Annotated in this window: 18 protein-coding genes, 1 tRNA gene and 2 pseudogenes; 5 read left to right on the top strand and 16 right to left on the bottom strand. The window is 59.8% G+C overall.

The genetic code is table 11. From position 1 onward, the window contains the following. Positions 1 to 59 precede the first annotated feature (59 nt). Both GKZ67_RS07210 and GKZ67_RS07205 read left to right on the top strand, forming a co-directional pair. Positions 60 to 1814 carry an ATP-binding protein gene (locus tag GKZ67_RS07210; RefSeq protein WP_173241730.1) on the top strand — a complete coding sequence of 585 codons (1755 nt, stop codon included), beginning with the start codon at positions 60 to 62 and terminating at the stop codon, positions 1812 to 1814. Positions 1815 to 1867: 53 nt separating this feature from the next. Beyond that, on the top strand, positions 1868 to 3901 hold the full coding sequence (locus GKZ67_RS07205; protein WP_173241729.1) for a KUP/HAK/KT family potassium transporter: 2034 nt from the start codon (positions 1868 to 1870) through the stop codon (positions 3899 to 3901). An 80-nt stretch (positions 3902 to 3981) separates the two neighbouring features. Here the strand turns inward: GKZ67_RS07205 and bshB1 are convergent, their stop codons facing one another. Then, on the bottom strand, positions 3982 to 4707 hold the full coding sequence (bshB1, locus tag GKZ67_RS07200) for a bacillithiol biosynthesis deacetylase BshB1 (RefSeq protein ID WP_173241728.1): 726 nt from the start codon (positions 4705 to 4707) through the stop codon (positions 3982 to 3984). Positions 4708 to 4902: 195 nt separating this feature from the next. Between bshB1 and GKZ67_RS07195 the strand changes: the two genes are divergently transcribed. Continuing rightward, entirely contained in the window at positions 4903 to 5211 is a 309-nt protein-coding gene (locus tag GKZ67_RS07195; protein ID WP_173241727.1) for a hypothetical protein, read from the top strand. 87 nt (positions 5212 to 5298) lie between these two features. Here GKZ67_RS07195 and GKZ67_RS24455 read toward each other — a convergent pair whose 3' ends face one another. The 7 genes from GKZ67_RS24455 to GKZ67_RS07160 all read right to left on the bottom strand — a co-directional run bounded on the left by GKZ67_RS24455 (position 5299) and on the right by GKZ67_RS07160 (position 13324). Continuing rightward, positions 5299 to 6390 (bottom strand): peptidoglycan DD-metalloendopeptidase family protein, encoded by a 1092-nt coding sequence (locus tag GKZ67_RS24455; RefSeq protein ID WP_317172259.1) that lies wholly within the window; start codon positions 6388 to 6390, stop codon positions 5299 to 5301. A 124-nt stretch (positions 6391 to 6514) separates the two neighbouring features. Beyond that, positions 6515 to 7444 (bottom strand): thioredoxin-disulfide reductase, encoded by a 930-nt coding sequence (gene trxB, locus GKZ67_RS07185; protein ID WP_173241726.1) that lies wholly within the window; start codon positions 7442 to 7444, stop codon positions 6515 to 6517. A 128-nt stretch (positions 7445 to 7572) separates the two neighbouring features. After that, a complete protein-coding gene (locus GKZ67_RS07180; protein WP_144842942.1) occupies positions 7573 to 8436 on the bottom strand; it encodes an RNA polymerase sigma factor RpoD/SigA in 864 nt (287 codons plus the stop codon). Between the two features lie 228 nt (positions 8437 to 8664). Then, complete coding sequence (gene pnp, locus GKZ67_RS07175; protein ID WP_173241725.1) at positions 8665 to 10803, bottom strand: polyribonucleotide nucleotidyltransferase; 2139 nt, start codon at positions 10801 to 10803, stop codon at positions 8665 to 8667. Positions 10804 to 10994: 191 nt separating this feature from the next. After that, positions 10995 to 11270, bottom strand: coding sequence for a 30S ribosomal protein S15 (gene rpsO, locus GKZ67_RS07170; RefSeq protein ID WP_151088449.1), 276 nt, complete (start codon positions 11268 to 11270; stop codon positions 10995 to 10997). 106 nt (positions 11271 to 11376) lie between these two features. Beyond that, positions 11377 to 12822, bottom strand: coding sequence for an LptF/LptG family permease (locus GKZ67_RS07165; protein WP_173241724.1), 1446 nt, complete (start codon positions 12820 to 12822; stop codon positions 11377 to 11379). Positions 12823 to 12910: 88 nt separating this feature from the next. After that, a complete protein-coding gene (locus GKZ67_RS07160) occupies positions 12911 to 13324 on the bottom strand; it encodes an START-like domain-containing protein (protein ID WP_254245116.1) in 414 nt (137 codons plus the stop codon). Positions 13325 to 13455: 131 nt separating this feature from the next. Between GKZ67_RS07160 and GKZ67_RS07155 the strand changes: the two genes are divergently transcribed. Beyond that, positions 13456 to 13529, top strand: a tRNA-Met gene (locus tag GKZ67_RS07155). A gap of 236 nt (positions 13530 to 13765) precedes the next feature. Here the strand turns inward: GKZ67_RS07155 and rplT are convergent. The 8 genes and pseudogenes from rplT to GKZ67_RS07115 form a co-directional block, all read right to left on the bottom strand. Continuing rightward, complete coding sequence (gene rplT / locus GKZ67_RS07150; RefSeq protein ID WP_068333791.1) at positions 13766 to 14110, bottom strand: 50S ribosomal protein L20; 345 nt, start codon at positions 14108 to 14110, stop codon at positions 13766 to 13768. A 77-nt stretch (positions 14111 to 14187) separates the two neighbouring features. Further along, positions 14188 to 14382: a 50S ribosomal protein L35 gene (rpmI, locus tag GKZ67_RS07145; protein WP_144842930.1), complete on the bottom strand. Its 195-nt coding sequence runs from the start codon at positions 14380 to 14382 to the stop codon at positions 14188 to 14190. Positions 14383 to 14568: 186 nt separating this feature from the next. After that, positions 14569 to 15126: pseudogene (infC, locus tag GKZ67_RS07140) on the bottom strand (translation initiation factor IF-3); the annotation flags it as partial. A 216-nt stretch (positions 15127 to 15342) separates the two neighbouring features. After that, positions 15343 to 17279: pseudogene (gene thrS / locus GKZ67_RS07135) on the bottom strand (threonine--tRNA ligase). A gap of 137 nt (positions 17280 to 17416) precedes the next feature. Then, positions 17417 to 18052, bottom strand: a complete 636-nt coding sequence (locus GKZ67_RS07130; RefSeq protein WP_173241723.1) for a response regulator transcription factor — start codon at positions 18050 to 18052, stop codon at positions 17417 to 17419. Positions 18053 to 18101: 49 nt separating this feature from the next. After that, positions 18102 to 20045, bottom strand: coding sequence for a tetratricopeptide repeat protein (locus tag GKZ67_RS07125; protein WP_173241722.1), 1944 nt, complete (start codon positions 20043 to 20045; stop codon positions 18102 to 18104). A 698-nt stretch (positions 20046 to 20743) separates the two neighbouring features. Next, a complete protein-coding gene (locus GKZ67_RS07120) occupies positions 20744 to 22249 on the bottom strand; it encodes a T9SS type A sorting domain-containing protein (protein WP_173241721.1) in 1506 nt (501 codons plus the stop codon). 275 nt (positions 22250 to 22524) lie between these two features. After that, entirely contained in the window at positions 22525 to 23625 is a 1101-nt protein-coding gene (locus GKZ67_RS07115; protein ID WP_173241720.1) for a tetratricopeptide repeat protein, read from the bottom strand. Between the two features lie 160 nt (positions 23626 to 23785). Here GKZ67_RS07115 and GKZ67_RS07110 point away from each other — a divergent pair, with 160 nt between their 5' ends. Further along, positions 23786 to 24514 carry a response regulator transcription factor gene (locus GKZ67_RS07110; RefSeq protein WP_173241719.1) on the top strand — a complete coding sequence of 243 codons (729 nt, stop codon included), beginning with the start codon at positions 23786 to 23788 and terminating at the stop codon, positions 24512 to 24514. Positions 24515 to 24587 lie beyond the last annotated feature (73 nt).

Genomic DNA, 24587 nt, shown 5'->3' with positions numbered 1-24587 from the left:
CACCTTTCGCAGGCATCGGCTGTCCGGCACCGAAATATCGGGGTTTACCGGCGGCCATTATGCGTCTTCAAGCTAAAATAACCCTGGGGTTTCTGGCCATGCTGGGGTTGCTGCTGGGCATTGCTTTTTACGCATTTGCCACCCTGGGCCGGCTCGACCGGTCCAACCGGGCCGTCTTGCAGGACAACTTTTACTCGGTGCAGCTGGGCCAGGGCATGCTGGAGGCAATAGATGCGCTGGAAGCCGGCCCGACTTCATCGGCGCTGGGCCGCCTGCGCTCGCTGCTGGGCCGCGAGGCCGGCAACATCACCGAGCCCGGCGAGCGCCGCCTGGTAGATAGCCTTACCCAAACGCTGGACCGCTACCCCGGCCCGGCTCCCGCCGCCAGCCAGCTGCAGCTGCGGCAGCTCACCCACCGCATGGTGGCGCTCAACATGGCGGCCCTGACGCGCAAAAACGCGCAGGCCATGCACACGGCGGCTCAGGCCAAAGATTACCTGCTGCTGTTCAGCGTGCTGAGCACGCTCGTAGGCCTGATGCTGGTGGGCAGCGTGCCGCAGGCGGCCGTTGGGGGGCTGCGCAAGCTGGCCGCCAGCCTGGACTATGCCACCCGCACCAACTTCGCGGCCACCGTGCCCATCGAGAGTACCGACGAAGTGGGGCAGCTTACAGCCGCCTTCAACCGCCTGCTGGTGCACGTCCAGGATACGCGCACCCACAGCCTGGCCGACCTCGTAACCGAGCGCAACCGCACCAGCGGGCTCGTGCAAACGCTCAGCGAGCCGCTGTTTCTGCTCGCCCCGAGCCGCCGCGTGCTCGTGGCCAACCCGGCGGCCTGCACCCTGCTTGGCTTGCCCGAAAGCCAGGTTCTGGGCCGCCCGGCCACCGAGCTGGCGGCCGCCAGCGCGCTGTTTAATGAGTTGTTGGCGCCCGTGCTATTGCCGGTAGCCCAGCGGCCGGCGAGCCCCGTTGCCCTTGCCCTCCCGGCCCCCGATGGCACCCCGGCCTATTACCAGCTTTCGGTGCACGAGGCCGTGGCCTTCAACGAGGCCCGCGACCAGATGGAGGCCATTGGCACGGTGCTGGCCCTGCGCAACGTGTCGGCCTTCCGGCAGCTCGACCAGACCAAGTCTAACTTTCTGGCCACCGTATCGCACGAGCTGAAAACGCCGCTCTCAAGCATCAACTTCAACCTCAAGCTTTTGCACGACCCGCGCGTGGGTAGCCTCAATGCCGAGCAGCAGGAGCTGGTGGGCACGATAAAAGAAGAAAACCAGCGCCTGCTGCACATCGTGGGCGAATTGCTGACGGTGGCCCGCCTGGGAGTAGGCGAAAGCATTGCCCTCGACCGGCGCCCTACGGCCATCGCTGCCCTGGTGGCGGCGGCCACTACGCCGCTCCAGCTTCAGCTGCGGGCCCGCCACCTCACCCTACAAACCCAGCTGCCTGCCGACCTGCCGCCTGTGCAGGCCGACCTCGAAAAGACGGCCTGGGTCCTGCTCAACCTGCTGGTCAATGCTGTGCGCTATTCGCCCGAACAGGGTCAGATTTGCCTCAGCGCCGCGCCCACCTCCGACCACCGCGCCGTGCGTATTCAGGTGCAGGACCACGGCCCCGGCATTGCCAGCGAAGACCAGCAGCGCATTTTCGAGCGCTTCACCCAGGGGCCGTCGGCTCTGACCGGCAGCCCTGGCACCGGCCTGGGCCTGAGCATCTCCCGCGAATTTATTACCAGCCAGGGTGGCGAGCTGGGCGTCGAAAGCAGCCTGGGGCAAGGCAGCACCTTCTTCTTCACACTGCCCGTGGCAGAGTAGCGGGCTATAGGCAGACAACCAACTTATTGCTAATTAACCAGTAAACTTTCCCCATGTCGGCTTTACCTACCGAAGACAACATTCACCTGCGCCGCGTATCGGCGGCCGGTCTGCTGGTCACGCTGGGCATCATCTTCGGTGATATCGGCACCTCGCCGCTCTACGTGTTCCAAACCATCATCGGCGAGCGGCCGGTAAGCGAGCTGCTGGTGTACGGCGGCGTGTCGGCCGTTTTCTGGACGCTCACGCTTCAGACAACCATTAAATATATTCTATTAACATTAGAAGCCGACAACCACGGCGAAGGGGGCATTTTTTCGCTCTTTTCGCTGGTGAAAAAGCGCGGGCACTGGCTGCTGTTTCCGGCTATTATCGGGGCGGGCACGCTGCTGGCCGATGGCATTATTACGCCGCCCATCTCGGTCACGTCGGCCATCGAAGGGCTCAAAATCCTGTACCCGGCCCTCAATACGGAGACGATTGTGCTCATCGTCATCGTTATTATTACGCTGCTCTTTGCCTTTCAGCAGTTTGGCACCAAGATAGTTGGCGCGGCTTTCGGGCCGATTATGCTGCTCTGGTTTTCGGTTATCGGCGCGCTGGGCCTCAGCCAGATTGTGCATCATCCGGGCGTGCTGGCGGCCCTCAACCCGGTGTACGCCATTCGCCTGCTCACCGAATATCCGAAAGGCTTCTGGCTGCTGGGTGCGGTATTTCTGTGCACCACCGGCGCCGAGGCGCTGTACTCCGACCTGGGCCACTGCGGCCGCAAGAACATCCGGACTTCCTGGGTTTTTGTAAAAACTGCCTTGGTGCTCAACTACCTGGGCCAGGCAGCCTGGACGATGGGCCACCTCGGCCACTCGCTGGCCAGCAACCAGAACCCGTTTTTCATGATTGCGCCGCAGTGGGCCATCGTGCCGCTTATCATTCTGGCCACGATGGCGACCATTATTGCCTCGCAGGCGCTCATTTCGGGCTCTTACACGCTTATCTCCGAAGCCGTTAGCCTGCGGTTCTGGCCTAAGGTGCGGGTGTTGTTCCCGACCGACCAGCGCGGGCAGATTTACGTGCCCAGCATCAACTGGCTGCTGTGGTTTGGCTGCGTGTGCGTGCAGCTGTGGTTTAAGACCTCGGAGGCCATGACGGCCGCCTATGGCTTCAGCATTACGGTAGCCATGCTGATGACAAGTATATTGCTTTCGCAATATTTGCGCGGCGTCAAGCACTGGGCCATCCCGGTAGTGACGCTGATTATGCTGGTATTTTTCACCGTCGAAACTTCATTCCTCATTGCCAACATTACCAAGCTGCTCAACCGGCTCGGCATCCTGGTCTTTGAGTGGGGCCTGATTTTTATGATGTACGTGGGCTACCGGGGCCGCGAAATCAAGAACAATCTGCTGAGCCTGGTGTCGGTGGCTGGCACCCGGCCCACCCTGCTGGAGCTGAGCCAGGATGAGTCGGTGACTAAGTACGCCTCCAACCTGGTATACCTCACCCACAGCAAAAAGCCCGGCGAGCTGGAGAATGAAATCATGTACTCCATCCTGCGCAAGCAGCCCAAACGAGCTGACCGCTACTGGTTTATCAACATGAGCATTCTTACCGAGCCCTACGCTACCCGCTACTCGGTGGAGGAGCTGGTGCCGGGCGTGGCGTACAAAATCAACTTCCGGCTGGGCTTCCGGGTGCAGCCACGCCTGAACCTGCTGTTTCGCCGCGTGCTGGAGCAGATGAGTGCCCAGGGCGAGCTCGATATTACCTCGCGCTACGACTCGCTGGCCCGCTACCAGCTACCCGGTGACTTCCGCTTCGTGGTGCTCGAAAAAGTGCTGAGCTACGATAACCAGCTCAGCTTCCGCGAGCGCTTTATCCTGAACGGCTATTTCTTCATCAACCGCTTCGCCATCTCCGACCAGCAGCTTTTTGGCCTCGACACCAGCGATGTAGCGCTGGAGAAAGTACCGCTTACCATCAAGCCCGCCACCGCCAGCCACGACCTGCTGCGCGACCCACCCGAGCAAGCCCAGGACCCCGTGCCAGCCGCCGCCAGCCGCGCCGAGCGGGCCCCGATAAAGGTGTAAGGCCGGCGGCAGTAAGCCAAGCTAAAAAGAACGTCATGCTTTCCTCCGGTTGGCATGACGTTCTTTTTAGCTTGGCTTTCTTAAATCAGGTCCCCCAGCTCCTTTACCCCCAGCGTTCGCTCCACGGTATAGCCTTCGCCAAACTCTACGCCTATCAGATGCCCGAACTCCCGGGCGCGGGCCTCCATAAAGTGCGCAAACGTCTGCCCCGACAGGTAAGTCTGTGGCGCGGTCGGGTCGGCATTCGGGTTGAAAAACTGCGTGCCGTAGGCGTTGATTGCCGCCCATTTACCGGCCCAGTGGGGCGTAATATCCACCACGAAATCGGCCGGAATCTGGCGGTCCTGAATGTAGTGGTACACGTGCCTGGGCCGCCAGGCTGCCTGTGGCTGGCCGTCCTCGCCCAGCGTCTCAATCATGCGCAGGCCGCTCAGAAAACAGGCTTCCGTAGCCAGCTGCGCGCCGCGCCCGTGGTCGGGGTGCCGGTCTGAAATTGCATTGCACAACACAATATCGGGCTGATAGCGCCGAATGGCGGCAATAAGCGGCAGCTGATGCTCGCGGTCATTCCTGAAAAATCCGTCGGGCAAGCCCAGATTTTCGCGTACGCTGAGCTGCAAAATCTGGCTGGCCGCGGCCGACTCGGCGGCCCGAATCTCGGGCGTGCCCCGCGTGCCCAGCTCGCCCCGCGTAAAGTCGACAATGCCCACTTTTTTACCCGCCGCCACGGCGGCCAGCAGCGTGCCCGAGCACGACATCTCCACATCGTCGGGGTGAGCGCCCAGGGCCAAAATAGCTAGTTTCATAGGAAGTAAGCAGTGAATAAAGGATGGTCATTCACCCCGCACAAAGATACCAGCAGCGGGAACGCACTTGCCTAAGCCAATAGGCTATGCTACTCACCCGCCAGCGCTTTTCACCAGGCTCTGTTAAACTTCCCCGTTTTTACTACATCCAACTGCCATCACTCACCCCACTCACCTTTTTTCTCTTTCCTTATTATGAAAAAGTCTTTGTTGCTGCTTACCTGCGGCTTAGCCCTGGCCGCAACCAGCGCCAGTCATGCTCAGAACATCAACCAGCGCGTCAATAACCAGCGCGAGCGCATCGCCGCCGGCCGGGCCGATGGCCAGCTTAACCGCCGCGAGGCGCGCCAGCTGCGCGGGGAAGAAAAAGGCCTGAAAGCGCAGGAGCATGCCGAGCGCCAGGCCAACGGAGGCCGCCTCACCACCGGTGAGCGCCGCCAGCTGCAAGGCGAGCTTAACCACGACAGCCGTCAGATTCGCCGTGAGCGCGTGAATGGCCGCTAGGCATTGGCCTGCTACCGCCTGCTATCCAAATGGCCGGTTAACCCATACGGTTAACCGGCCATTTGCGTGTTGATGAGATAACTCCGACTACTTTATCCGTAGCTTTTTGCCCGGCTGCAAGGTACTACGCAGACCAGGGTTCAACCGCTTTAGCGTGCTTACGCGCACCCCGTAGCGGTCGGCAATCTCCGATAGGGTATCACCCGGCCGCACCTTATGCGTAGCAACGCGCCGAGCGGCCGTAGGCTCGCCGTGGCTTCGGTGCCCCCGGCGCAGGGCCTGGCTGTAATAGTTGAACAGCGCCGAGGTAATCGTAAATGTCTCGCCCCGCAGCTTATAGTCGGGAAAGTCGTACATGTACGTTGGGTTGATGGGATTACCCTCATAGCGCACCTCAAAGTGCAGGTGCGAACCGGTGCTGCGCCCCGTGCTGCCGCCCAGCCCTATTACCTGGCCGGCCTTCACAAAAGTACCAACCGGCAGCAGCGGCTTGCTCAAATGCCCGTACAGGGTTTCAAGGCCATTGTAGTGGCGCACCAGCAGGTAGTTGCCGTAGCCGCCGCCATCCCACTTACTGATGCGAATAACCCCGTCGAAGGCAGCCCGCACCGAATCACCGGTTTCCAGGTCGAGGTCTACGCCAAAGTGCCAGCGCCCCCAGCGGAACGTGAAGCCCGAGGTAATGGGCGTTTTGAGCAGCGGCATCTTGGCGTAATGCTGCCGGGCCGGGTCCACGAGCTTCAGGGTCAGGGTGTCGCGGATGCGCCGGCCATCTACCCGGTACGGGTTGATGTTGTGCGTGTCCCAGATGGCGTAATAGCCGGCCACCTTCACCCACGACGAATCAATAAGCACTTCGTCCGACATCTCCACAATCTCCTGCCCTCCCTCGTTGAGCGTGGTGGTATCCTCGCTCACAATGCTGAGCTTACGGGCCGGGTTGAATATCGATTTGGCGGCGTCCGACTTGTCGTCGGGCATTTCCTCCGTCTCAATAATCGTGGTAGTATCGGGCTTTACGTAGCGCATGGTAGGCGTACGAAGCCGGAAAAAGTCGCGGCTGCGGGGCGTGCCGGCGCGTGCCTTGGGCGGCGGCACCTTGCGGTGGCGCTGCGCCTGCACGGGCATGCCAGCCCCCAACCAGCAGGCCAGGAGCAGCAAAAGCGCGGGCAGACGCACAAAGAGCTTGTGGAATATCAAACGAAAGCCAAAATGGCGGCCGTAGCCCGCTGAACAGACCACAACCGAACGTTAGCAAAAAAGAAGCGGGCGCACTGGCCCGGCCAGCTACCTCCGTCCCAGCTTAGCCGACCAGACCAGCCAGGTAGCGCTCGGCATCGAGCGCAGCCATGCAGCCCGAGCCGGCCGCCGTTACGGCCTGCCGGTAGGTAAAGTCCTGCACGTCGCCGCAGGCAAATACCCCATCGACGTTGGTTTTAGCGGTGCCAGGTATTGTTTTGAGATAGCCCTGCTCGTCGTGGTGCAGGTAGTCCTGAAAAATCCTGGAATTCGGCTCGTGGCCGATTGCCACGAAAAAGCCATGAACGGGAATTTCCCGGGTTTCGTGCGTAACCAGGTTTTTAACCCGTACTGCCTCTACTGCGTGCTCGCCCAGTATCTCCTCGGTGGCCGTGTCAAAAAGTACTTCAATCTTGGGATTGTTCAATACCCGCTGCTGCATGATTTTGGAAGCCCGCATGGCATCCTTGCGCACCAGCATATATACTTTTGTACATAGATTGGCCAGGTAGTTGGCTTCCTCGGCGGCCGTGTCGCCGGCACCCACAATAGCCACTTCCTTGCCCCGGTAAAAGAAGCCGTCGCAAACGGCGCAGGCCGAAACACCCGCGCCATTGAGCCGGGCTTCCGAGGCCAGGCCCAGCCACTTGGCCGACGCGCCGGTGGCAATAATAACCGAGTCGGCCGTCAGCTGCGTCACCTCATCAATCGTGATTTTGTGCGGATGGCCCGAGAAATCCACTTTCGTAGCAATACCATAGCGGATATCGGTGCCGAAGCGCGCCGCCTGCTTCTTGAGGTCTTCCATCATTTCCGGTCCCATCACGCCATCGGGGTAACCCGGAAAATTCTCCACGTCGTTGGTGATAGTCAGCTGGCCACCGGGCTGCAAACCCTGGTACATCACCGGCTTCAACCCGGCACGGGCTGCATAGATGGCGGCCGTGTATCCCGCCGGACCCGAACCAATAATCAGGCAATGAATATGTTCCATGAGTAAGGCAGGCTTCAGCGTGCCGTTTTTAGTAAATCCAGGTATGCTGCTACGGCAAGCTAAAGCTTACCCTACAAAAAACCCCAACCTCACGGCCGGGGTTTTAACGTCTCAAATTTACGTAGAAATTAGCCCAGGTAAGGCTTCAGCGCCTTCGAGCGCGAGGTGTGGCGCAGGCGGCGAATGGCTTTTTCCTTTATCTGACGCACCCGCTCACGGGTCAGGTTAAACTTTTCGCCGATTTCTTCCAGGGTCAGGGCCGCTTCGCCGTTCAACCCGAAATAGAGGGTAATTACGTCGGCTTCGCGCTTGGTGAGCGTCGAGAGCGCCCGCTGCACTTCCTTGCGCAGCGAGTCGTTCATCAGGCCCGAGTCGGGCGTCTCTTCGTCCTCGTTTTCGAGCACGTCGAGCAAGCGGTTTTCTTCGCCCTGCACAAACGGCGCATCTACCGATACGTGGCGACCCGAAATTTTCAGGGTGTCCACCACTTCGGAGGTCGTAAGCTCCAGAACTTCAGCGATTTCCTCAGGCGAAGGCTCACGCTCAAACTTTTGCTCCAATTCGGAGAACGACTTGCTGATTTTGTTCAGCGAGCCTACCCGGTTCAGCGGCAGGCGCACAATGCGGCTCTGCTCGGCCAGGGCCTGCAGAATGCTCTGGCGAATCCACCAAACGGCGTACGAAATGAATTTAAAGCCCCGGGTCTCGTCAAAGCGCTTGGCTGCTTTAATAAGGCCGAGGTTGCCCTCATTGATGAGGTCACCGAGGCTAAGGCCCTGGTTCTGATATTGTTTTGCTACCGACACCACAAAGCGCAGGTTAGCCTTGGTCAACTTCTCAAGTGCTTTCTGGTCTCCGTCGCGGATGCGCTGCGCCAGCGTCACCTCCTCATCGGGTGTCAGCAGGTCCACTTTACCAATCTCCTGGAGGTATTTGTCCAGCGACTGGCTTTCGCGGTTGGTAATCTGCTTGCTGATTTTTAGCTGTCTCATCGGTAACGGCGCTAACTAAGTAATTCTAAGGGAGTTAATCGGAAGATAATGGGCTGACCAGCCGCTCACCAACTCAGCCGAAAACAACAATGCTATACGAGCGAAAGTTCTTTTAGGCCGTTTGAGGGCGAGCTTATGAAGTGAGGAAGCAGACTGAGGAAGGCAAAGCGCTAATAGCTAACTCCTTCGTTTATCCTTTCTACCTCCCCACTTCTGCTTACTCAAAAATTACGCCTGCTTTTCGAGCAGCACTTTGCGCGAGAGGCGATACTTGCCGGTTTTCTTGTCGATGTCCACCAGCTTGACGTCTATCTCCTGCCCCACTTCGAGCACGCCTTCGAGCGAGGCAATGCGCTCGTGGGTCACTTCCGAAATGTGCAGCAGGCCATCCTTACCCGGCATAATCTCCACGAATGCGCCGTAGGGCTGGATGCTGCGCACCTTGCCTTTGTACGTTTCACCCACTTCGGGCTGCGCGGCAATCGCCCGGATACGGTCGATGGCGCCCTGCATATCCGTCTGGTTGGAGGCGTAGATGCTAACGTGGCCCTTCTCGTCCTTCTCCTCAATGATTACCGTGGCGTTCGTATCCTTCTGAATCTGCTGAATAACCTTACCGCCCGGCCCGATTACCGCGCCGATAAACTCTTTGTCAATCAACATCTTGTGCGAGCGCGGCGTGTGGGCCTTCAGTTCAGCAGCCGGCGCAGCGATGGTCTTGGCCATCTCGCCCAATATATGCAGGCGGCCTTCCCGCGCCTGGTGCAGCGCGGCGGTCAGAATCTCGTTGCTCAGGCCCTGGATTTTGATATCCATCTGGCAGGCGCAGATGCCTTTCTCTGTGCCGGTTACCTTAAAGTCCATGTCGCCAAGGTGGTCCTCATCGCCCAGGATATCCGAAAGCACGGCGTACTCGCCGGTTTCCTTGTCCTGCACCAGGCCCATGGCGATGCCGGCTACGGCAGCCCGCACCTTCACGCCGGCATCCATCAGGGCCAGCGAGCCGGCGCATACGGTAGCCATCGAGCTGGAGCCATTCGACTCCAGAATGTCCGACACAATGCGGATAGTATAGGGGTTCTCCTCATCGGGCGGCAATACGCGCTTCAGCGAGCGGGCAGCCAAGTTGCCGTGGCCGATTTCGCGGCGGCCGGCCCCCCGGTTAGGCTTTACTTCGCCGGTCGAGAAACCGGGAAAGTTGTAGTGCAGCATAAACTTCGAGTAGCCCTTGGTCAGGGGCTGGTCCACAATCTGCTCATCGAGCTTGGTGCCCAGCGTGGCTGTGGTCAGGCTCTGGGTTTCACCGCGCGTGAAGATGGCCGAGCCGTGCGCGCCCGGCAGGTAATTGATTTCTGACCAGATTGGCCGGATTTCAGTGAGCTGACGGCCGTCGAGGCGTACGCGCTCCTTCACCATCATGTCGCGGATTGCCTTCTTCTCAGCCGAGGAGTAGTAGCGGCTGAACTGCTTCATATCCAGCTCGGGCTGCTCGGCTACGAGCTGCTCCAGAAAAGCTTTTTTCACTTGCGAGAAGCCTTCCTTGCGGCCGCCTTTGCTCGTGTTGCCCGAGCGGGCTACGTCGTAAGCTCCCTGGTAGATGCCTTGCTGAATAAGCTTTTTCAGCTCCTCGTTCTCCTCGTATTTCGGGTACTCGCGGGTGGGCGAGTCGGCCGTGCGGCCCACGGCCGCAGCCAGGTCTTTTTGCAGCTGCACCTGCGCCTTAATGGCTTCGTGAGCAAAGGCAATAGCGGCCACCATCTCTTCCTCGCTTACCTCGTTCATTTCGCCTTCCACCATGGCTACCGAGTCGCCGGTGGCGCCTACGATGAGGTCCATATCGGCGCGAGCCAAGTCGCTGGTTTTGGGGTTAATCTGGAACTGACCGTCGATACGGGCCACGCGCACCTCCGAAATCGGGCCGGCGAACGGAATATCCGAAATCGACAGTGCAGCCGAAGCAGCCAGAGCGGCCAGGGCATCGGGCTGCACTTCTTTATCAGCCGAGATGAGGGTAATCATTACCTGCACCTCGTAGTGATAGTCCTTGGGAAACATTGGCCGCAGAATGCGGTCCACAAGGCGGCAAATGAGGATTTCGTAGTCGCTCAGGCGACCTTCGCGGCGCTGAAACGAGCCGGGAATCTTACCGGCCGAGCCGAATTTTTCCTGATAGTCAACCGAGAGCGGCAGGAAGTCTACGCCATCGCGCTGGCTCGGGGCCGACACTACGGTGGCCAGCAGCATGGTATCGCCCAGGCGAACCACTACGGCACCATCGGCGAATTTGGCCAGCTTGCCGGTTTCAATTGAAATCTGGCGGCCGTCGGGCAGCGCCAGGGTTTTAGTAATCGCGTGGGGAGCGGGCATTTCTGTAAATTAGACTTTGGACTGAAGACGCGAGACATGAGAAGCATTACGGGCACCCCGCTTCAACATCGCCGAAGAAAACAACGTCTTCTTGTAGCGGCTGTCTAACGTCTCATGTCTAAAACAGACAATGGGCAAAAAAAAGAGTAGGGAACCCTCGCATGAAGGCTCCCTACTCTTAGTAGCCGGGCTTACTTGCGGATGCCCAACTCTTTGATAATCGCACGGTAGCGGTTGATTTCGCGGTGCTGGAGGTAATCCAGCATGCGGCGGCGCTTACCTACCAGCTTCAGCAGGCCCAGACGGGTGCTGTGGTCTTTCTTGTTAACTTTCAGGTGCTCCGTCAGGTGGGTGATGCGGTGCGTGAACAACGCAATTTGCGACTCGGCCGAACCAGTATCGGTAGTTACTTTCTGAAGGCTGTTTTTTTCGAAAATGGCCTGTTTGGCCTCGGTCGAGAGTTTCATCGGCAGATAGGGAGAACCCGTCTTAGATTAAATGATAAGAGAAAATGCGTACCCCGCACCTCGGGGCGGGTGCAAAGGTACGCCCTTTCTTTCCGAATTCCAAGCCCTACTTGCGCGCGGGTGCGGCCAGCTGCCGCAGGCGCGGAAAGCGCGGCAGCCGCTGCGCCAGCCGACGCCAGAAATCCATCTCCAGCAGCCCGGAATCGTTATAGGCCTGATAAAGAAAGAACAGACCAAAGGGAAATAAGATACTGTTGGACAACCACATACCCACCCCAACCGGCAGCACGAAGTCGCGGCCGTACTTCGACCCCATCGTATCGAAAACGTAGAAGACGATGAAAAAAAGAATCGAAACCAGAATCGGTACGCCCAGGCCGCCCTTTTTAATAATAGCCCCGAGTGGTGCCCCAATCAGAAACATGAGCAGCACGGCCGTCGATTGGGTGTACTTGCGGTAAATCTCAATGCGGAACTCCGCCGAGTCGCGAGCTACCTCGTAGAGTCGCTGCGAGGTAGAGGTAATAAAGGAGTTTACGTTGCGGGCCCGGTTCAGGGCTTGCTCCACCTGCTGCGCCGTAAGCGGCCCCAGCCGGGTAGCCGGCACCTGAAGCCTGGCCAGCTTGCGGTTTTGAGCCCGCCCGGTAGAGTCGAAGCGCAGAAAGGTATAGTAGCCGCCCAGCCGGGCAGGCAACAATTTACGCTCCCGCTTCAGCGTACGCTGAATGGAGTCCGAGCCGTGAATGAGCTGCGGAATGTTGAGCATCATGCGGTTGGTCTGGAAGAGCTCCTGCTTGGTGCGGTCGAGGTTGAAAGAGGCCAGCGAAAACGTTATCATGTTCCGCTTAAAGCCTTCGCGGATAAAGGAGGCCGCCGAGCGGTCGCGGGCATCGGGCTGCTCTATGTAGCTATGGCCGCGAAACAGCTCAAAGCCCAGGTACTGCCCGCCGAAACGCGTAAACATGCGGCCCGAGTCGGCCAGCATCACCGTAGCATTGCCAGATTTTTGGGTATGGTCATATATCATTATACCCATTAATATATCTTTCTCCGGCCCTACTTTCTTATCTACCTTAATAGTATAGCCCGGAATTCCGTTATAAAACACGCCGGGCCGGATATCGAGGGCCAGCTTTTTCTGACGCACATCCCACAGCAAGCTGTAGGCCTTCAGGTTGGCCTTGGGCACAATACGCTCGTTAAACCAGAAGGCCAGTACCGCCAGCACCATGCTCACCAGCCACACCGGCCGCAGAATACGGGTAAGCGCTACGCCCGAGGCCTTTATGGCCGTCAGCTCGTGGTGCTCGCCGAGGCTGCCGTAAGTCATCAGCGACGACAGCAGCACGGCCAGCGGCAGCGAGATGGGTACGATAAGCACACTGAAGAAAAACAGCAGCTGGAGCAATACCCCCGTTCCCAGGTCCTTGCCTACGATATCGTCGAGGTATTTCAGCAGCGTATGCGTGAGCAGAATAAATTCTACTACCGCAAACGTGAGCAAAAATGGCCCGGCAAAGGCCTTCAGAATAAGCTTATCTAGTTTTTTCACAACGGCAATTTTCGGCGCAGGTGCGGAGCTATGCGGGTCTAACGCAGCTTCCGGAGCTTCTGGTGCCCTTGCGGGGCAAGAAACCGGCTTAGCCGCCTACCTGCTCGCGTAGCTTACCCACAAGGCCCTCCCAGAGTTCCTGCTGCTCCTCAGCGTCGAGGTGGTCGGAGTAGTCAGTCACGCGCAAAAATACCTCATCGGTGATAAGCGACGACTCCAGGGTAAAATCGAGGTAGTTGGCATCGGGCAGTGAGCATTTTTTCTCGTCGAGAAATACGTACCGGATGCTCCGCCCGGGCCGCTGCGCCGCAATCTCAGCAAAGTGGCTTTGCTTGTCCCAAACCATATTCAGGCGGTGGTCGGGGTCGAGGCGCACATCGTCGCAAAACCATTGCGACAGGCCCGAGGCCGAAGCAATGTAAGGGAAAAGGATTTTGGGAGAGGCGTTTATCGAGTATTCCATCTCGAAGCGACGCTTGGCGCTGGTGGCGGGCATAGCCATATTTATATAATGAATGACGCCCGTCACTAACCACGTAAAGTGGCTCTGCGGGCAGGAAAACAAGTATTTTTTAACTCGGAGCTTGTGGGGTTATTTTTTTTTCTTACCTTTGCACTCCCAAATCACCAACTGGCGGGGTAGCTCAGTTGGTTAGAGCACAGGATTCATAACCCTGAGGTCACGAGTTCAACTCTCGTCCCCGCTACTTTAGCTAGGTGCCGTTCCAACCTCGTTGGAGCGGCATTTTACTTATGCCCCGGAGCCTGCAGCAGGCTCCAGGTAACATAGCCAGTATTTTCCTGGATAAGTCCTTGAGAAGCGGCCCCTTCCCAGTGCTGGTAGTGCTGCCGGAAATGACAAAGCGCTTGCCTCCTCTACCGGGGGCAAGCGCTTTTCAGATTCAGTCGAAAGACAAAGGCTGCGGAAGAAGCCCCGCCCGCATTACTTCACTTTCTCAACGATGCCCGCGAAAGCCGCGGGATGGTTCAGGGCGAGGTCGGCGAGCACTTTACGGTTTAGCTCGATGCCAGCCTTCTTCAGGCCACCCATCAGTTGCGAATACGAAAGGCCATGCTCACGGGCCCCAGCGTTGATACGCTGAATCCAGAGGGCGCGGAACTCCCGCTTCTTCACCTTGCGGTCGCGGTAGGCATAGAGCAGGCCCTTTTCTACGGCGTTTTTGGCAACGGTCCAGACGTTCTTGCGGCGGCCATAATAGCCTTTGGCAAGCCGCATTACTTTCTTACGACGGTGGCGCGAGGCCACGTGGTTTACACTCCTTGGCATAACCTAAGTTGTTTTTGGCAGCCGGCGCTTTAGTGCTTCAGAAACTTGCTGTTTCAGCCGGAAGCCTGGTGATTGTATTAGATATTAAGCATCTGATTCACCCGGTTCATATCGGCTGAGCTAACTAGGCCGCTGTGGGTGAGGGCGCGCTTACGCTTGGTGCTCTTCTTGGTAAGAATGTGCGACTTGAAAGCGTGCTTACGCTTCACTTTGCCGGTACCGGTCAGCTTGAAACGCTTTTTGGCACCCGACTTGGTTTTTACTTTGGGCATGAGTGGTGGTTGATTATTGATTGTTAGGTACTGACGCTGAACGGGTTAATCGCCCGGCAACGGCAGCCATCAACAAACGGGGTTAAGCTATTCGGTAGCTGCGGCAGGCTCCTGGGCGGGTTTAGCGTCCTTTGGCGCTTTGGCAGCTTTGTCCTTATCGGGCGCAGCAACGGGCTTGGGAGCAGCCTTCACAACGACGGCGGCCTTCGGAGCCAGGTAAAGAAACATGCGCTTGCCTTCGAGCTTGGGCAGCTGCTCTACTTTGGCCAGCTCTTCAAGGGCCTGCGCAAACTTGAGAAGCAATATTTCACCGCGCTCTTTGAAGACGATGCTTCGGCCCACGAAGTGCACGTAGGCTTTAATCTTGGCGCCCTCTTTCAGAAACTCCTGCGCATGCTTGAGCTTGAAATCGAAGTCGTGGTCGTCGGTATTCGGTCCAAAGCGGATTTCCTTCAGAACTACCTTGGTTTGCTTGGCCTTCAGCTCGCGGGTCTTCTTCTTCTGCTCGTACTTGAATTTGGAGTAGTCGATGACGCGGCATACGGGCGGCACGGCAGTAGGCGAAATCTCCACCAGGTCCAGATTCTGGTCCTGGGCCATCTTACGGGCCTGGTCGGTGGGGTAAACACCCTGCTCGACGTTATCCCCCACCAGGCGAACCTCGCGGGCGGTGATTTTCTGGTTGATTTTGAACGGTTCCTCCACCTGCTGGCGGGGCACGTACCGACGATTCGGGGTAGCTATGGCGAAAGTCCTCCTGCTAAAATGTGGCGGGGAATATTTTAAAGGCGCAACGAGCAGGCGCTAGCCCAATCGTTCGGGGGGCAAATATCCGACTTTTTACTGGCAAATCAAAATGAAAGTAAAAATTAACGGGTAATAGTCAATCAGTAATGTGTAATAGCTGGCCGGCGCCGGCCTGGCGCTACGCCTTACTACCTGACTACTACCCGTTAAAAATCAGCCCATCGCTTCGGCCACCTGGGTATTCACGCTTTTGATGAAGCCATCGATGGGCATGGAGCCGATATCACCTTCGCCGTGGCGGCGCACACTGATGATATTGTCCTGAGCTTCTTTTTCGCCCACAATCAGCAAATAAGGCGTTTTAGCCATTTCGGCATCCCGGATTTTACGGCCAATGCGCTCGTCGCGCGCATCTACGGTACCGCGCAGGTCGGCGGCTTCGAGACGGGCTTTGACTTCGTAAGCATAGTCGGCAAACTTATCGGAGATGGGCAATACCGTAAACTGCTCGGGCGAGAGCCAGAGCGGAAAATTACCGGCCGTATGCTCAATCAGTACGGCTACAAAGCGCTCCAGCGAGCCAAACGGCGCCCGGTGAATCATCACGGGGCGCTGCTTGGTATTGTCGGGGCCACGTATTCGAGGTCGAAGCGCTCGGGCAGGTTGTAGTCGACCTGCACCGTACCCAGCTGCCAGCGGCGGCCCAGCGCGTCGCGCACCATAAAGTCGAGCTTGGGGCCATAGAAGGCCGCCTCGCCCAGCTCGGTGACGGTAGTCAGGCCTTTCTCAGCGGCGGCCTGAATGATGGCCTGCTCGGAAATAGCCCAGTTTTCATCAGAGCCGATATACTTGGTCTTGTTTGCCGGGTCGCGCAACGAAATCTGCGCGGTGAACTCACTAAAACCTAAAGCTTTAAACACATAAAGCACCAGGTCAATCACTTTCTTAAACTCGTCAATTACCTGGTCGGGACGGCAGAAGATGTGCGCATCGTCCTGCGTGAAGCCACGTACGCGGGTAAGGCCGTGCAGCTCGCCCGACTGCTCATAACGGTACACCGTGCCAAACTCGGCCAGACGCACTGGCAGGTCGCGGTACGAGCGCGGCTTGGTGCGGTAGATTTCGCAGTGATGCGGGCAGTTCATGGGCTTGAGGAAGAACTCCTCGCCGGGGTTGGGCGTCTTGATGGGTTGAAACGAGTCGGCCCCATATTTCTCGTAGTGGCCGCTGGTAACGTACAACTCCTTGGAACCTATATGCGGCGTCACTACCGGCTGATAACCAGCTTTTACCTGTGCCTTACGCAGAAATTGCTCCAAGCGCTCACGCAGGGCTGTACCCTTGGGCAGCCAGAGTGGCAGGCCCGCGCCTACTTTCTCCGAGAAGGCAAACAGCTCCAGCTCTTTGCCCAGCTTGCGGTGGTCACGGCGCTTGGCTTCTTCGAGCTTTTCGAGATATTCGGTGAGGTCTTTGGCCTTGGGGAAAGTGATACCGTAAAGGCGCGTAAGCTGCTTGTTTTTCTCGTCGCCGCGCCAGTAGGCCCCGGCCACGTTCATGATTTTGGCAGCCTTGATTGGGCCGGTATCCGGAATGTGCGGCCCCCGGCAGAGGTCGGTAAAGCTGCCCTGCGAGTAGAAGGTAATCTGGCCGTCTTCCAGGCCATCAATCAACTCCAGCTTGTAAGGGTCCTGCTTTTGGGTAAAATAAGCAATAGCCTCAGCCTTAGGCACTTCGCGCCGCTCAAACCGACTTTTGTTCTTTGCCAGCTCCAGCATCTTTTTCTCGATGGCAGGAAAGTCGTCGCTCGAAATAGTGCGGCCTTCTCCCAGGTCTACGTCGTAGTAGAAGCCGTTTTCGATTGCCGGGCCGATAGCCAGCTTTACGCCGGGGTAAAGGACTTCGAGCGCTTCGGCCATCAGATGAGCAGAGGAGTGCCAGTAGGCCTGCTTGCCGCCGGCGTCGTTCCAGGTCAGGATTTCGAGGGCCGCGTCTTGGGTGAGAGGCCGGGACAAGTCGCGGATTTCGCCGTTTACTTTTACGGCCAGGGCGTTGCGGGCCAGGCCTTCACTGATACTGGCGGCCACATCGTAGCCAGTCGTGCCAGGCTCGACCTGGCGGACCGAACCATCGGGGAGGGTGATATTAAGCATACACAATAGCCTGCGGAGGGCGCAAGGCCGGCGCAAGTTACGGCGAGAGGAGAATAAGTAAGTGGAGTTTGGGCCTGTTGCCGCCGCTAAAGCCAGCTACGGGGGCAGGCTGCCGCTCCTGGCATACCCTATAGTCCTTATTCCCAGTGCCTGCTTCGACTCATAAGCTCGGCCCGGGAGTTAATCTCCAGCTTTTCGTATACCGCCCGGATGTGGGAGCGGACAGTATTGAGCGACACGCCCAGGCGGTCGGCAATCAGCTTGTAGCTTAATCCCTGCTCAATGGCCTCGACTACCTGTTGCTCGCGAGCAGTGAGCGAAACCGGGGAGGGCCGCCGCTCAACGGGGCGAAAATAGCGCACTACGTGCCGGGCCACGGCTGGCGACATGGGCGAACCGCCGGCCAGCACATCGAGCAGGGCCGTTTTGAGGTCAGCCAGGCCCGTGGTTTTGACGAGGTAGCCTACCGCTCCGGCACACAGCGCCTGAAATATGCGCTCTGGCTCCTGGTAAACGGTTAGCAGTACTACCTCGACCTGCGGCACCCGCGCCCGAATGCTCGCAATCCCCTCAATGCCGGACAGCCCACCGGGCAGGCCCACATCGGAAAGCACCAGGCGGGGCGGCCGCCCCCCGGCGTCAAGGCCGGCCAGTAGCTCCTCGACTGAGGCTGATACGCTGACCAGTGCAAACTCGGGCTGAGCGCCGAAATAGGTGCTGAGTGCCTGCCGGATAGCGGGCTGGTCTTCGATAAGGGCCAAAGGAGTTATCACGCATACAAAGGTAAGCTCCCCTCCCCCGCGGCAGTATCGCATAAAGATGCTACACGGGCACTACTACCCGCACTACAAAGCCTCCGTCGGGCCGGGGGCCGCTGGTAGCAGTACCCCCCACGGCCGCTGCGCGGGCCGCGATGTTGCGCAGGCCATGGCCGCTGCGACGCGGCACAAGGGGTATGGAACCGACGGGCGCGTCATTTTCGAGCGTGAGAACCAGGTTAGCGGAAGTCAGCAGAGCCACCCCTACTACCAGCCGCGGAGTGGAGGGAGCGTGCTTAAGCACGTTGTGCAAGGCTTCCTTGTAGATGAGGTACAGGTTACGGCGCAGCGCCAGGGGCAGATAGCGGGCGGGCACCTGAGCGGGCAGCGTAAACTCAACCGGTACGCCTACCGGGCCCAGCACCTCGTAGGCATAGTCGCGCAGGCGGTCGAGTAGTTGGGGCAAAGTATCGTTATGCGCATCAAGGCTCCAGACCACGTCGTTGAGCTGACGCACGGCCGTGCGGCTGGCCTCGCTTATCTGACCCAACTGCCGGTGCTGGCCGGCGGGGTCGGTCAGCAGGCCGGCTTGCAGCACCTGACTCTGCATAGAAATTTGCGAGAGCAGGGTACCCACATCGTCGTGAAGGTCGGCGGCGAGCTGAGAGCGCAGCCGGGCCTCACGGGTAGCCTGGCGGCGGCGCACCTGCCAGAGGCCACCGCCAGCCAGCAGCACAGCCAGCAGGCTGAGGGCGCTCAGAGCCCCTACCGTGCGCTGGGTGCGCAGGTGGTCCAGCTCCTGCTGCTGGCCCTGCAGGCGGTTTTGCTGGGTAAGCAGCCGAATCTGGGCCTGCTGACTGCGGCGCTGGTGGTCGAATTGCAGGAGAGCAACCCGGCGGCGGGTTACATCGCCTATCAAGCTATCATTAGTGCTATCGTACTGCTGCAGAGCGGACAGGGCCGAGCCATAAGCGCGCTGCCGGGTATATACCTGCACCAGCACAGCGCTGGCCTCGCGCACGCCCGACACGGCGTGTACCCGCTGGCTGGCCTCCAGGCTGCGCCTGGCCAGGGCCAGGGCTTCAGGCAGCTGGCCCTGGGCCAGGGCCAGCCGCGCCAGCATGGCTTGAGCCGGCGGCACCAGCAACGGCTCATTGGCGGCCTGGGCCTGGGTGAGCACCTGCTGGGCCAAGGCCCGAGCGGCAGCGGTCTGGCCCTGGTCTTCGTGCAGGCGCGCCAGGTGCAGGCGGGTGCCGATTGTGAGCGAGACAAACCCGAGACGCTGACTGATATACAGGCTGCGGTCAAAGTTTTTTTGGGCCGCTGCCCACTGGTGCTGCTGCCGGTATACTTCACCCAGTGCGTCATGCGCCAGGTTTTCGCGGTCGGGGTAGTCCCAATGATAGGCTTCGTGCAGGGCAGTGCGCAGGTAGCGGATAGCCTCGGCATAATTACCCACCTCGGCATACGTATGCGCCAGCTGAATCTGGAGGCTGTTATAAAAGCGGCGGTTGTCGCCGGTACGGGGGAGGCCCAGCCCCTGAAACGTGTAGGCAAGGCTGGCCACGTACCGGCCCTGCTGGTCGGCAATGCGCCCGAGGCGCCCCAGGCAGCGCATCTGGCCGCCGAGGTCGTGCAGACGGGTAAAGTCGCGGTTGGCCTGGCGCAGGCAGGAGGCCGCCGAGTCGTACTGCGCCAGCAGCGTGTGATAGTCGGCCAGGTCGAGCAAGGTTTCGGCCAAAAGGTCGCCCTGGTGCAGCTGGCGGGCCAAAGCCACGGCGGCCAGCAGTGCTGGCCGGGCCGCGCGCACGTTGCGGGCCTGCACGGCCCCGGCTAGTTTAGTAAGTAGTACCAGGTGCAGGCTATCGGCCTGGGGGTGCGCGGCCAGCGCGGCCAGCCACGACGCTACGGCGGGCTGGGCAACCAAGGCGCGCGGCACCTGGGGCTGAGCCAGCACCCCGGCCGCCGACAGCCATCCCCAAGCCAGCAAGACTCCTAAACGAATCATAGGTAACCGCTTCTTTTCGAAGCCTGACTACAAAGAAAGCACGGCTCTTCGTACCGGCCCGGCGCTGGGCAGCCGCTGACAATGCAATTGACTACCAGGTATGCGGGCAATGAATATCGAGCAGGCTGGCCACAGCGTCCGCAAAAGCAAAATATATACTTTTTAAATATATGAAATAATAAATTTAAAAATATGCCACAATCTCCCCGTCAGACGGCCGAAGGCCTTTCCAACCCCTGAGGTTACCGGAAGCTGCTTGCGCGACAGGCCCCGGCCGGGGCAGCTTCGCCGGGCCCTGGTAAACCGAGAGCGGCACGTCGGTGGCTCCGGTTAGCGGGCCACCCAGGGCCACGTTCGGGTTGGTCTTGGTAAGGACCTTTGCTGGCTGTGAGGGCCACGCCACTGGCAGAGGCAATTTGCTGCCAGTTTGGGGCCGCTGGCGTACCGGCATTGTAGCAGTAACCCACCGTCTCGTCGGTCTGATACACAATCAGGCCTGTTGGCGGGGAAGGCAATGACTACATGCAGGGGCTTGGGTCAGGCGGGGCAGGAAGTATCAGCAGAGGCCGCTCTTCCCCCGTGCCCAGTAACTACCAGCCGGAACCGAGGCCCCTACCCCAGCGCTTGCCAAAGCGGAGCAAACAGGCTTTTCATTAAACAGAAAAAAGCTGGTAGTACTAACCAAGAGAAAAGCGCGTCTATTCTACCACGCAACGGGAGGTGAAGCTGGCCGTGGCTGAGGTGTAGCGGAGTACATAGGCCCCGGCAGCCAGCCCGGCCAGCGGTACTTCGCCCTGGGGCCGGCCATCGGCCGGCAGGCTCAGCACGGAGCGACCCAGCACGTCAAACACGTGCAGCGTGGCCGGGCCGGTCGGGCCCGTGTAGAGGTAAGTAGCAACTTGCCCCGGTAGCACATGGGTCGGATAGACCACGAAGCCTTCGGCCTGGGCCGTCAGGGCCACCGTGCGCACTACTGAGTAGCTCAGCGTACCATTCAGGTCGGTCTGGCGCAGGCGGTAGTACAGCAGCGTGGCCCCGGCCGGCAGCTGGGTGTCGAGCAGACTGTAGTCGTGCGGCGTGGTGCTGGTACCGGCCCCGGCCACCGTGCTCACCGCCCCGAAGCCACGTCCATCCAGGCTGCGCTCCACCGTGAAACCCTCATTGTTGAGCTCGGTAGCCGTGTGCCAGGCCAAGCGCACGGTGGCCGGCCCCTGCGCCCGGGCCGTGAAATCGGTGAGCGTGACGGGCAGCGGATTAGCCGCGTTGCTCACCGTGAAGCGGTTGAGTAGCGTCGGGCTGCTGGTGAGGCTGCGGCTGCTGGCCCCGGCGGTGGGCCCTACGGCAACCCAGGCCTGGCCAGCGCTGGGTTGCTGCCACATCCGGGCCTGACTAAAATCGGTCAGGCCGTTGTCGTTGTCGGCCAGCCAGCTCAGCGTCAGCTGCACCGGTGCGCTGGGCTGGCTGGTGGGTACCACCGAGTAAATGCGGTCAATCCCTTTATACGAACTGTTGTTCAGGTTCTGGCCGTAGCTCACATCGGCCGTGGTAAGACCCGCCGTGCGGGTGATGGCCACCGTGCCCAGGTTGTTGGTGGTGGGGTTGAGCACGGCCCCGTGGCCGAAGTCGACGGTTGCCCCGCTTACAGCGTTGCGCGTGACTTGCAGCGCCCCGAGCACGTAGCGCCCGGTGGTTTCGCCACTCACGTTGGCGGCATTGGGCAGCCGCAGGGTATTGACCACAGCTCCGTTCTTGGTGTTGACGAGGCCATTGGTCAGGGTCAGCAAATTAAGCACCGTCAAATCGCCGCCCAGCAGCAGGGTATTAGCCCCGGCCGTGGGCTTGTTGACCACTACCTGGTAGAGACTCGCCCCGCCGGGGGTCAGCAACTGATTGGCCACCCCGCTGAAAGTAACCGCGCTGGCACCGGGTAGCAGGCTACCCGTATTGGCCAGGTCGCCGCGCGCTTCGAGCGTGCCCGTGCTCAGGTCGAGGGTCGCGGCATTAATTAGCGGCCCGTCTACGCGCAAAGTGCCCGCATTGGTGAGTGAACCGCCAGCCTGGTTGCTGAGCCCACCCGTACCTACGTAGAGCACAGCCCCCGGCTGCACCGTGAGCGTGGCCCCGTTGTTGATTAAATCCTGAGCCAGGGCCGGGCTCGCCAGGGTCAGTCCACCAGCCGTCAGGGCAAAGTAAAGTTTTCTCATAAAGAGGGAAAGGACTTGAAACGTGCCTACTACAGCCCAACAAAGATAGAGCTATAGTGGGCACGGCAGTATCGCATAAAAATGCTAGGCGCTGTGGCCATACCTGGCATTAAGTTGGATAAAGTTAATCAGCTAACCAGCTTTTTAGGCGCTCATTAGTATTTACTATCAATCAGGTGCTATTTGCCGGTTTACTATGCTGCTCCGGTCCCGGGCCAACGCGATACTCGGGTAGCCCACTGGCTATCCACGCTAGCTGAATAGCGCGCCCTTCCCTATCGCATGGGCAGCGGGGCCAGCGGCTCCACGGGGCGGGGCCGGGCGGGCGGGCGGTGGTAATAGCTGCGCGGCGCGGTGCGCAGGCTGTCGGGCAGCGAGGCCTGCACCAGGTCGCGCAGCTTCCACACCTTGAAGGTCCAGTGCTGATTACTAGGATTTTCGAGCACCAGCATCTGGTACTGGCGCAGCGCTTCGGGCAGGCGGCGCTGCGCTTCCAGAGCCTCGGCCAAGATGGCCCGGGCTCCGGGCAGGCGTGGGTTGCGGCGCAGTGCCCGCTGCAAGTGGGCAATAACGACGGGCGGCCGCTGGCCGTGGGCGCTGGCAGCCAGCGCCAGCCGGTAATCGGCCCGGTACTGCGTGGTGTCGAGCGCCAAGGCGCGGCGGTAGTAGCGCAGGGCGCTATCGGGGCGACCCTGCAACTCAAGCTGGCGGCCGTAGTCGTAGTGCAGCGCACCATAAGTTGAGTCGAGGCGCAGGCCCTGAGCGGCGTAGACCGCTGCCTCGGCGGGCACGCGGTAGGCATTGAGCAAAAAAGCCAGCTGGTGCAAAATCTCGGGCTGGCGCGGGTCGCGGGCACGGGCAGCCTGCAGATAGTCGAGCGCCTGAGCAGTATCGGCCGTGGCGGCGTAGGCTAGCCCTTTGTAAAAAAGCGCGGCGGGCTGGTCGGGGTCGAGGCGCAGGGTACGGTCGAGGCTGGCCAGCGCGGCTTCGTACTGGTGCGCCGCCAGGTGGGTTTCTCCTTCGAGCAGCGGCAGCTCGGGCGAGTTGAAGCCGTTGTCGGCGGCGCGGCGGGCGGCAGCCAGCGCCTCGGGCAGGCGGCCCAGAGCCCGCAGCGTACGGGCCTGTAAAAAATCAAGGTCACCATCCTGGTCGTCGATGCGCAAAGCAGCTTCCACATCGTGGAGCGCCGCCTCTGGCTGGCCCGCTGCCAGCCGCAGCGTGGCCCGGCGAGCCAGGAGGCCAGTGTTGTCGGGCTGCTGCCGAATGGCTCCATCCAGCTCATCGGCCTGCACGCGGGGTCCGCTGCGCACGGTAGCCAAATCCACGAGGGTATCGGGCCGCTCGGCAGGAGCGCCGTGGCAGCTAGCCAGCAGCAAAGCTAGAATAGGAAGAAGCCAACGAAACATATGCAGCCAAAGCGAGCTGCAAAAGTAGCTGGCCAACTCTGCTGCCTCTTCTCCTCCGGCCAGAAACCAGCGGTCAGCCGCATTTTTGTCCCGGCAAATCGGCGGAACTATCCAGATTTGCCTTGTGCCTATGAAAATTCTTCTTGTCGAAGACGAGCCCTCCGTGGCGGCCTTCCTGCACCAGGGCCTCACCGAGCAGGGGTACGGCGTAGACCTGGCCGCCGATGGGCTACTGGGCCTGCACCGCGCCCAAAACACTTCGTACGACTGCCTTATTCTCGACCAGATGCTGCCCGGCATCAGCGGGCTTGAGGTGTGCCGGCAGGTACGGGCCCACGACACGGCCGTGCCCATTCTGATGCTCACGGCGCTGGGCGAAACAGACGACAAAATTCGGGGCCTCGATGCCGGGGCCGATGATTATCTGGTAAAGCCCTTTGCCTTTAGCGAGCTGCTGGCCCGCATCCGGGCGCTGGTGCGCCGCCGCACGGACGCCCCCGCCCCGGCGGCCGTTCTGCGCCTGGCCGACCTCAGCCTCGACCCCGCTACCAAGCGCGTGGAGCGGGCGGGGCAGCCTGTGCAGCTCACTGCCCGCGAGTTTGCCCTGCTCGAATACCTGCTGCGCCATCAAGGCCGCGTGGTGAGCCGCGCCGACCTGCTGGAGCACGTCTGGGATTTAAACTTCGATACCGGCTCTAATGTAATTGATGTCTATATTAATTTTTTAAGAAATAAGCTGGATAGAGGCTTTGAGCCAAAGCTGATTCATACGCTGGTAGGCATGGGCTACGCGCTACGGATTGCGGGCAGTGAGCTAAGGAGCGCCACACAGCCATTTTTTTTTACAATAATTATATAATATTTATTATATATAACATCACAAACGTCATCATCCTATGTCTATTCGCCTGCGGCTGGCGGCCCAGTTCGGG

The sequence above is a fragment of the Hymenobacter sp. BRD67 genome (assembly GCF_013256425.1).
GTDB lineage: Bacteria > Bacteroidota > Bacteroidia > Cytophagales > Hymenobacteraceae > Hymenobacter.
This window is presented reverse-complemented; position numbering and strand designations above follow the sequence as displayed.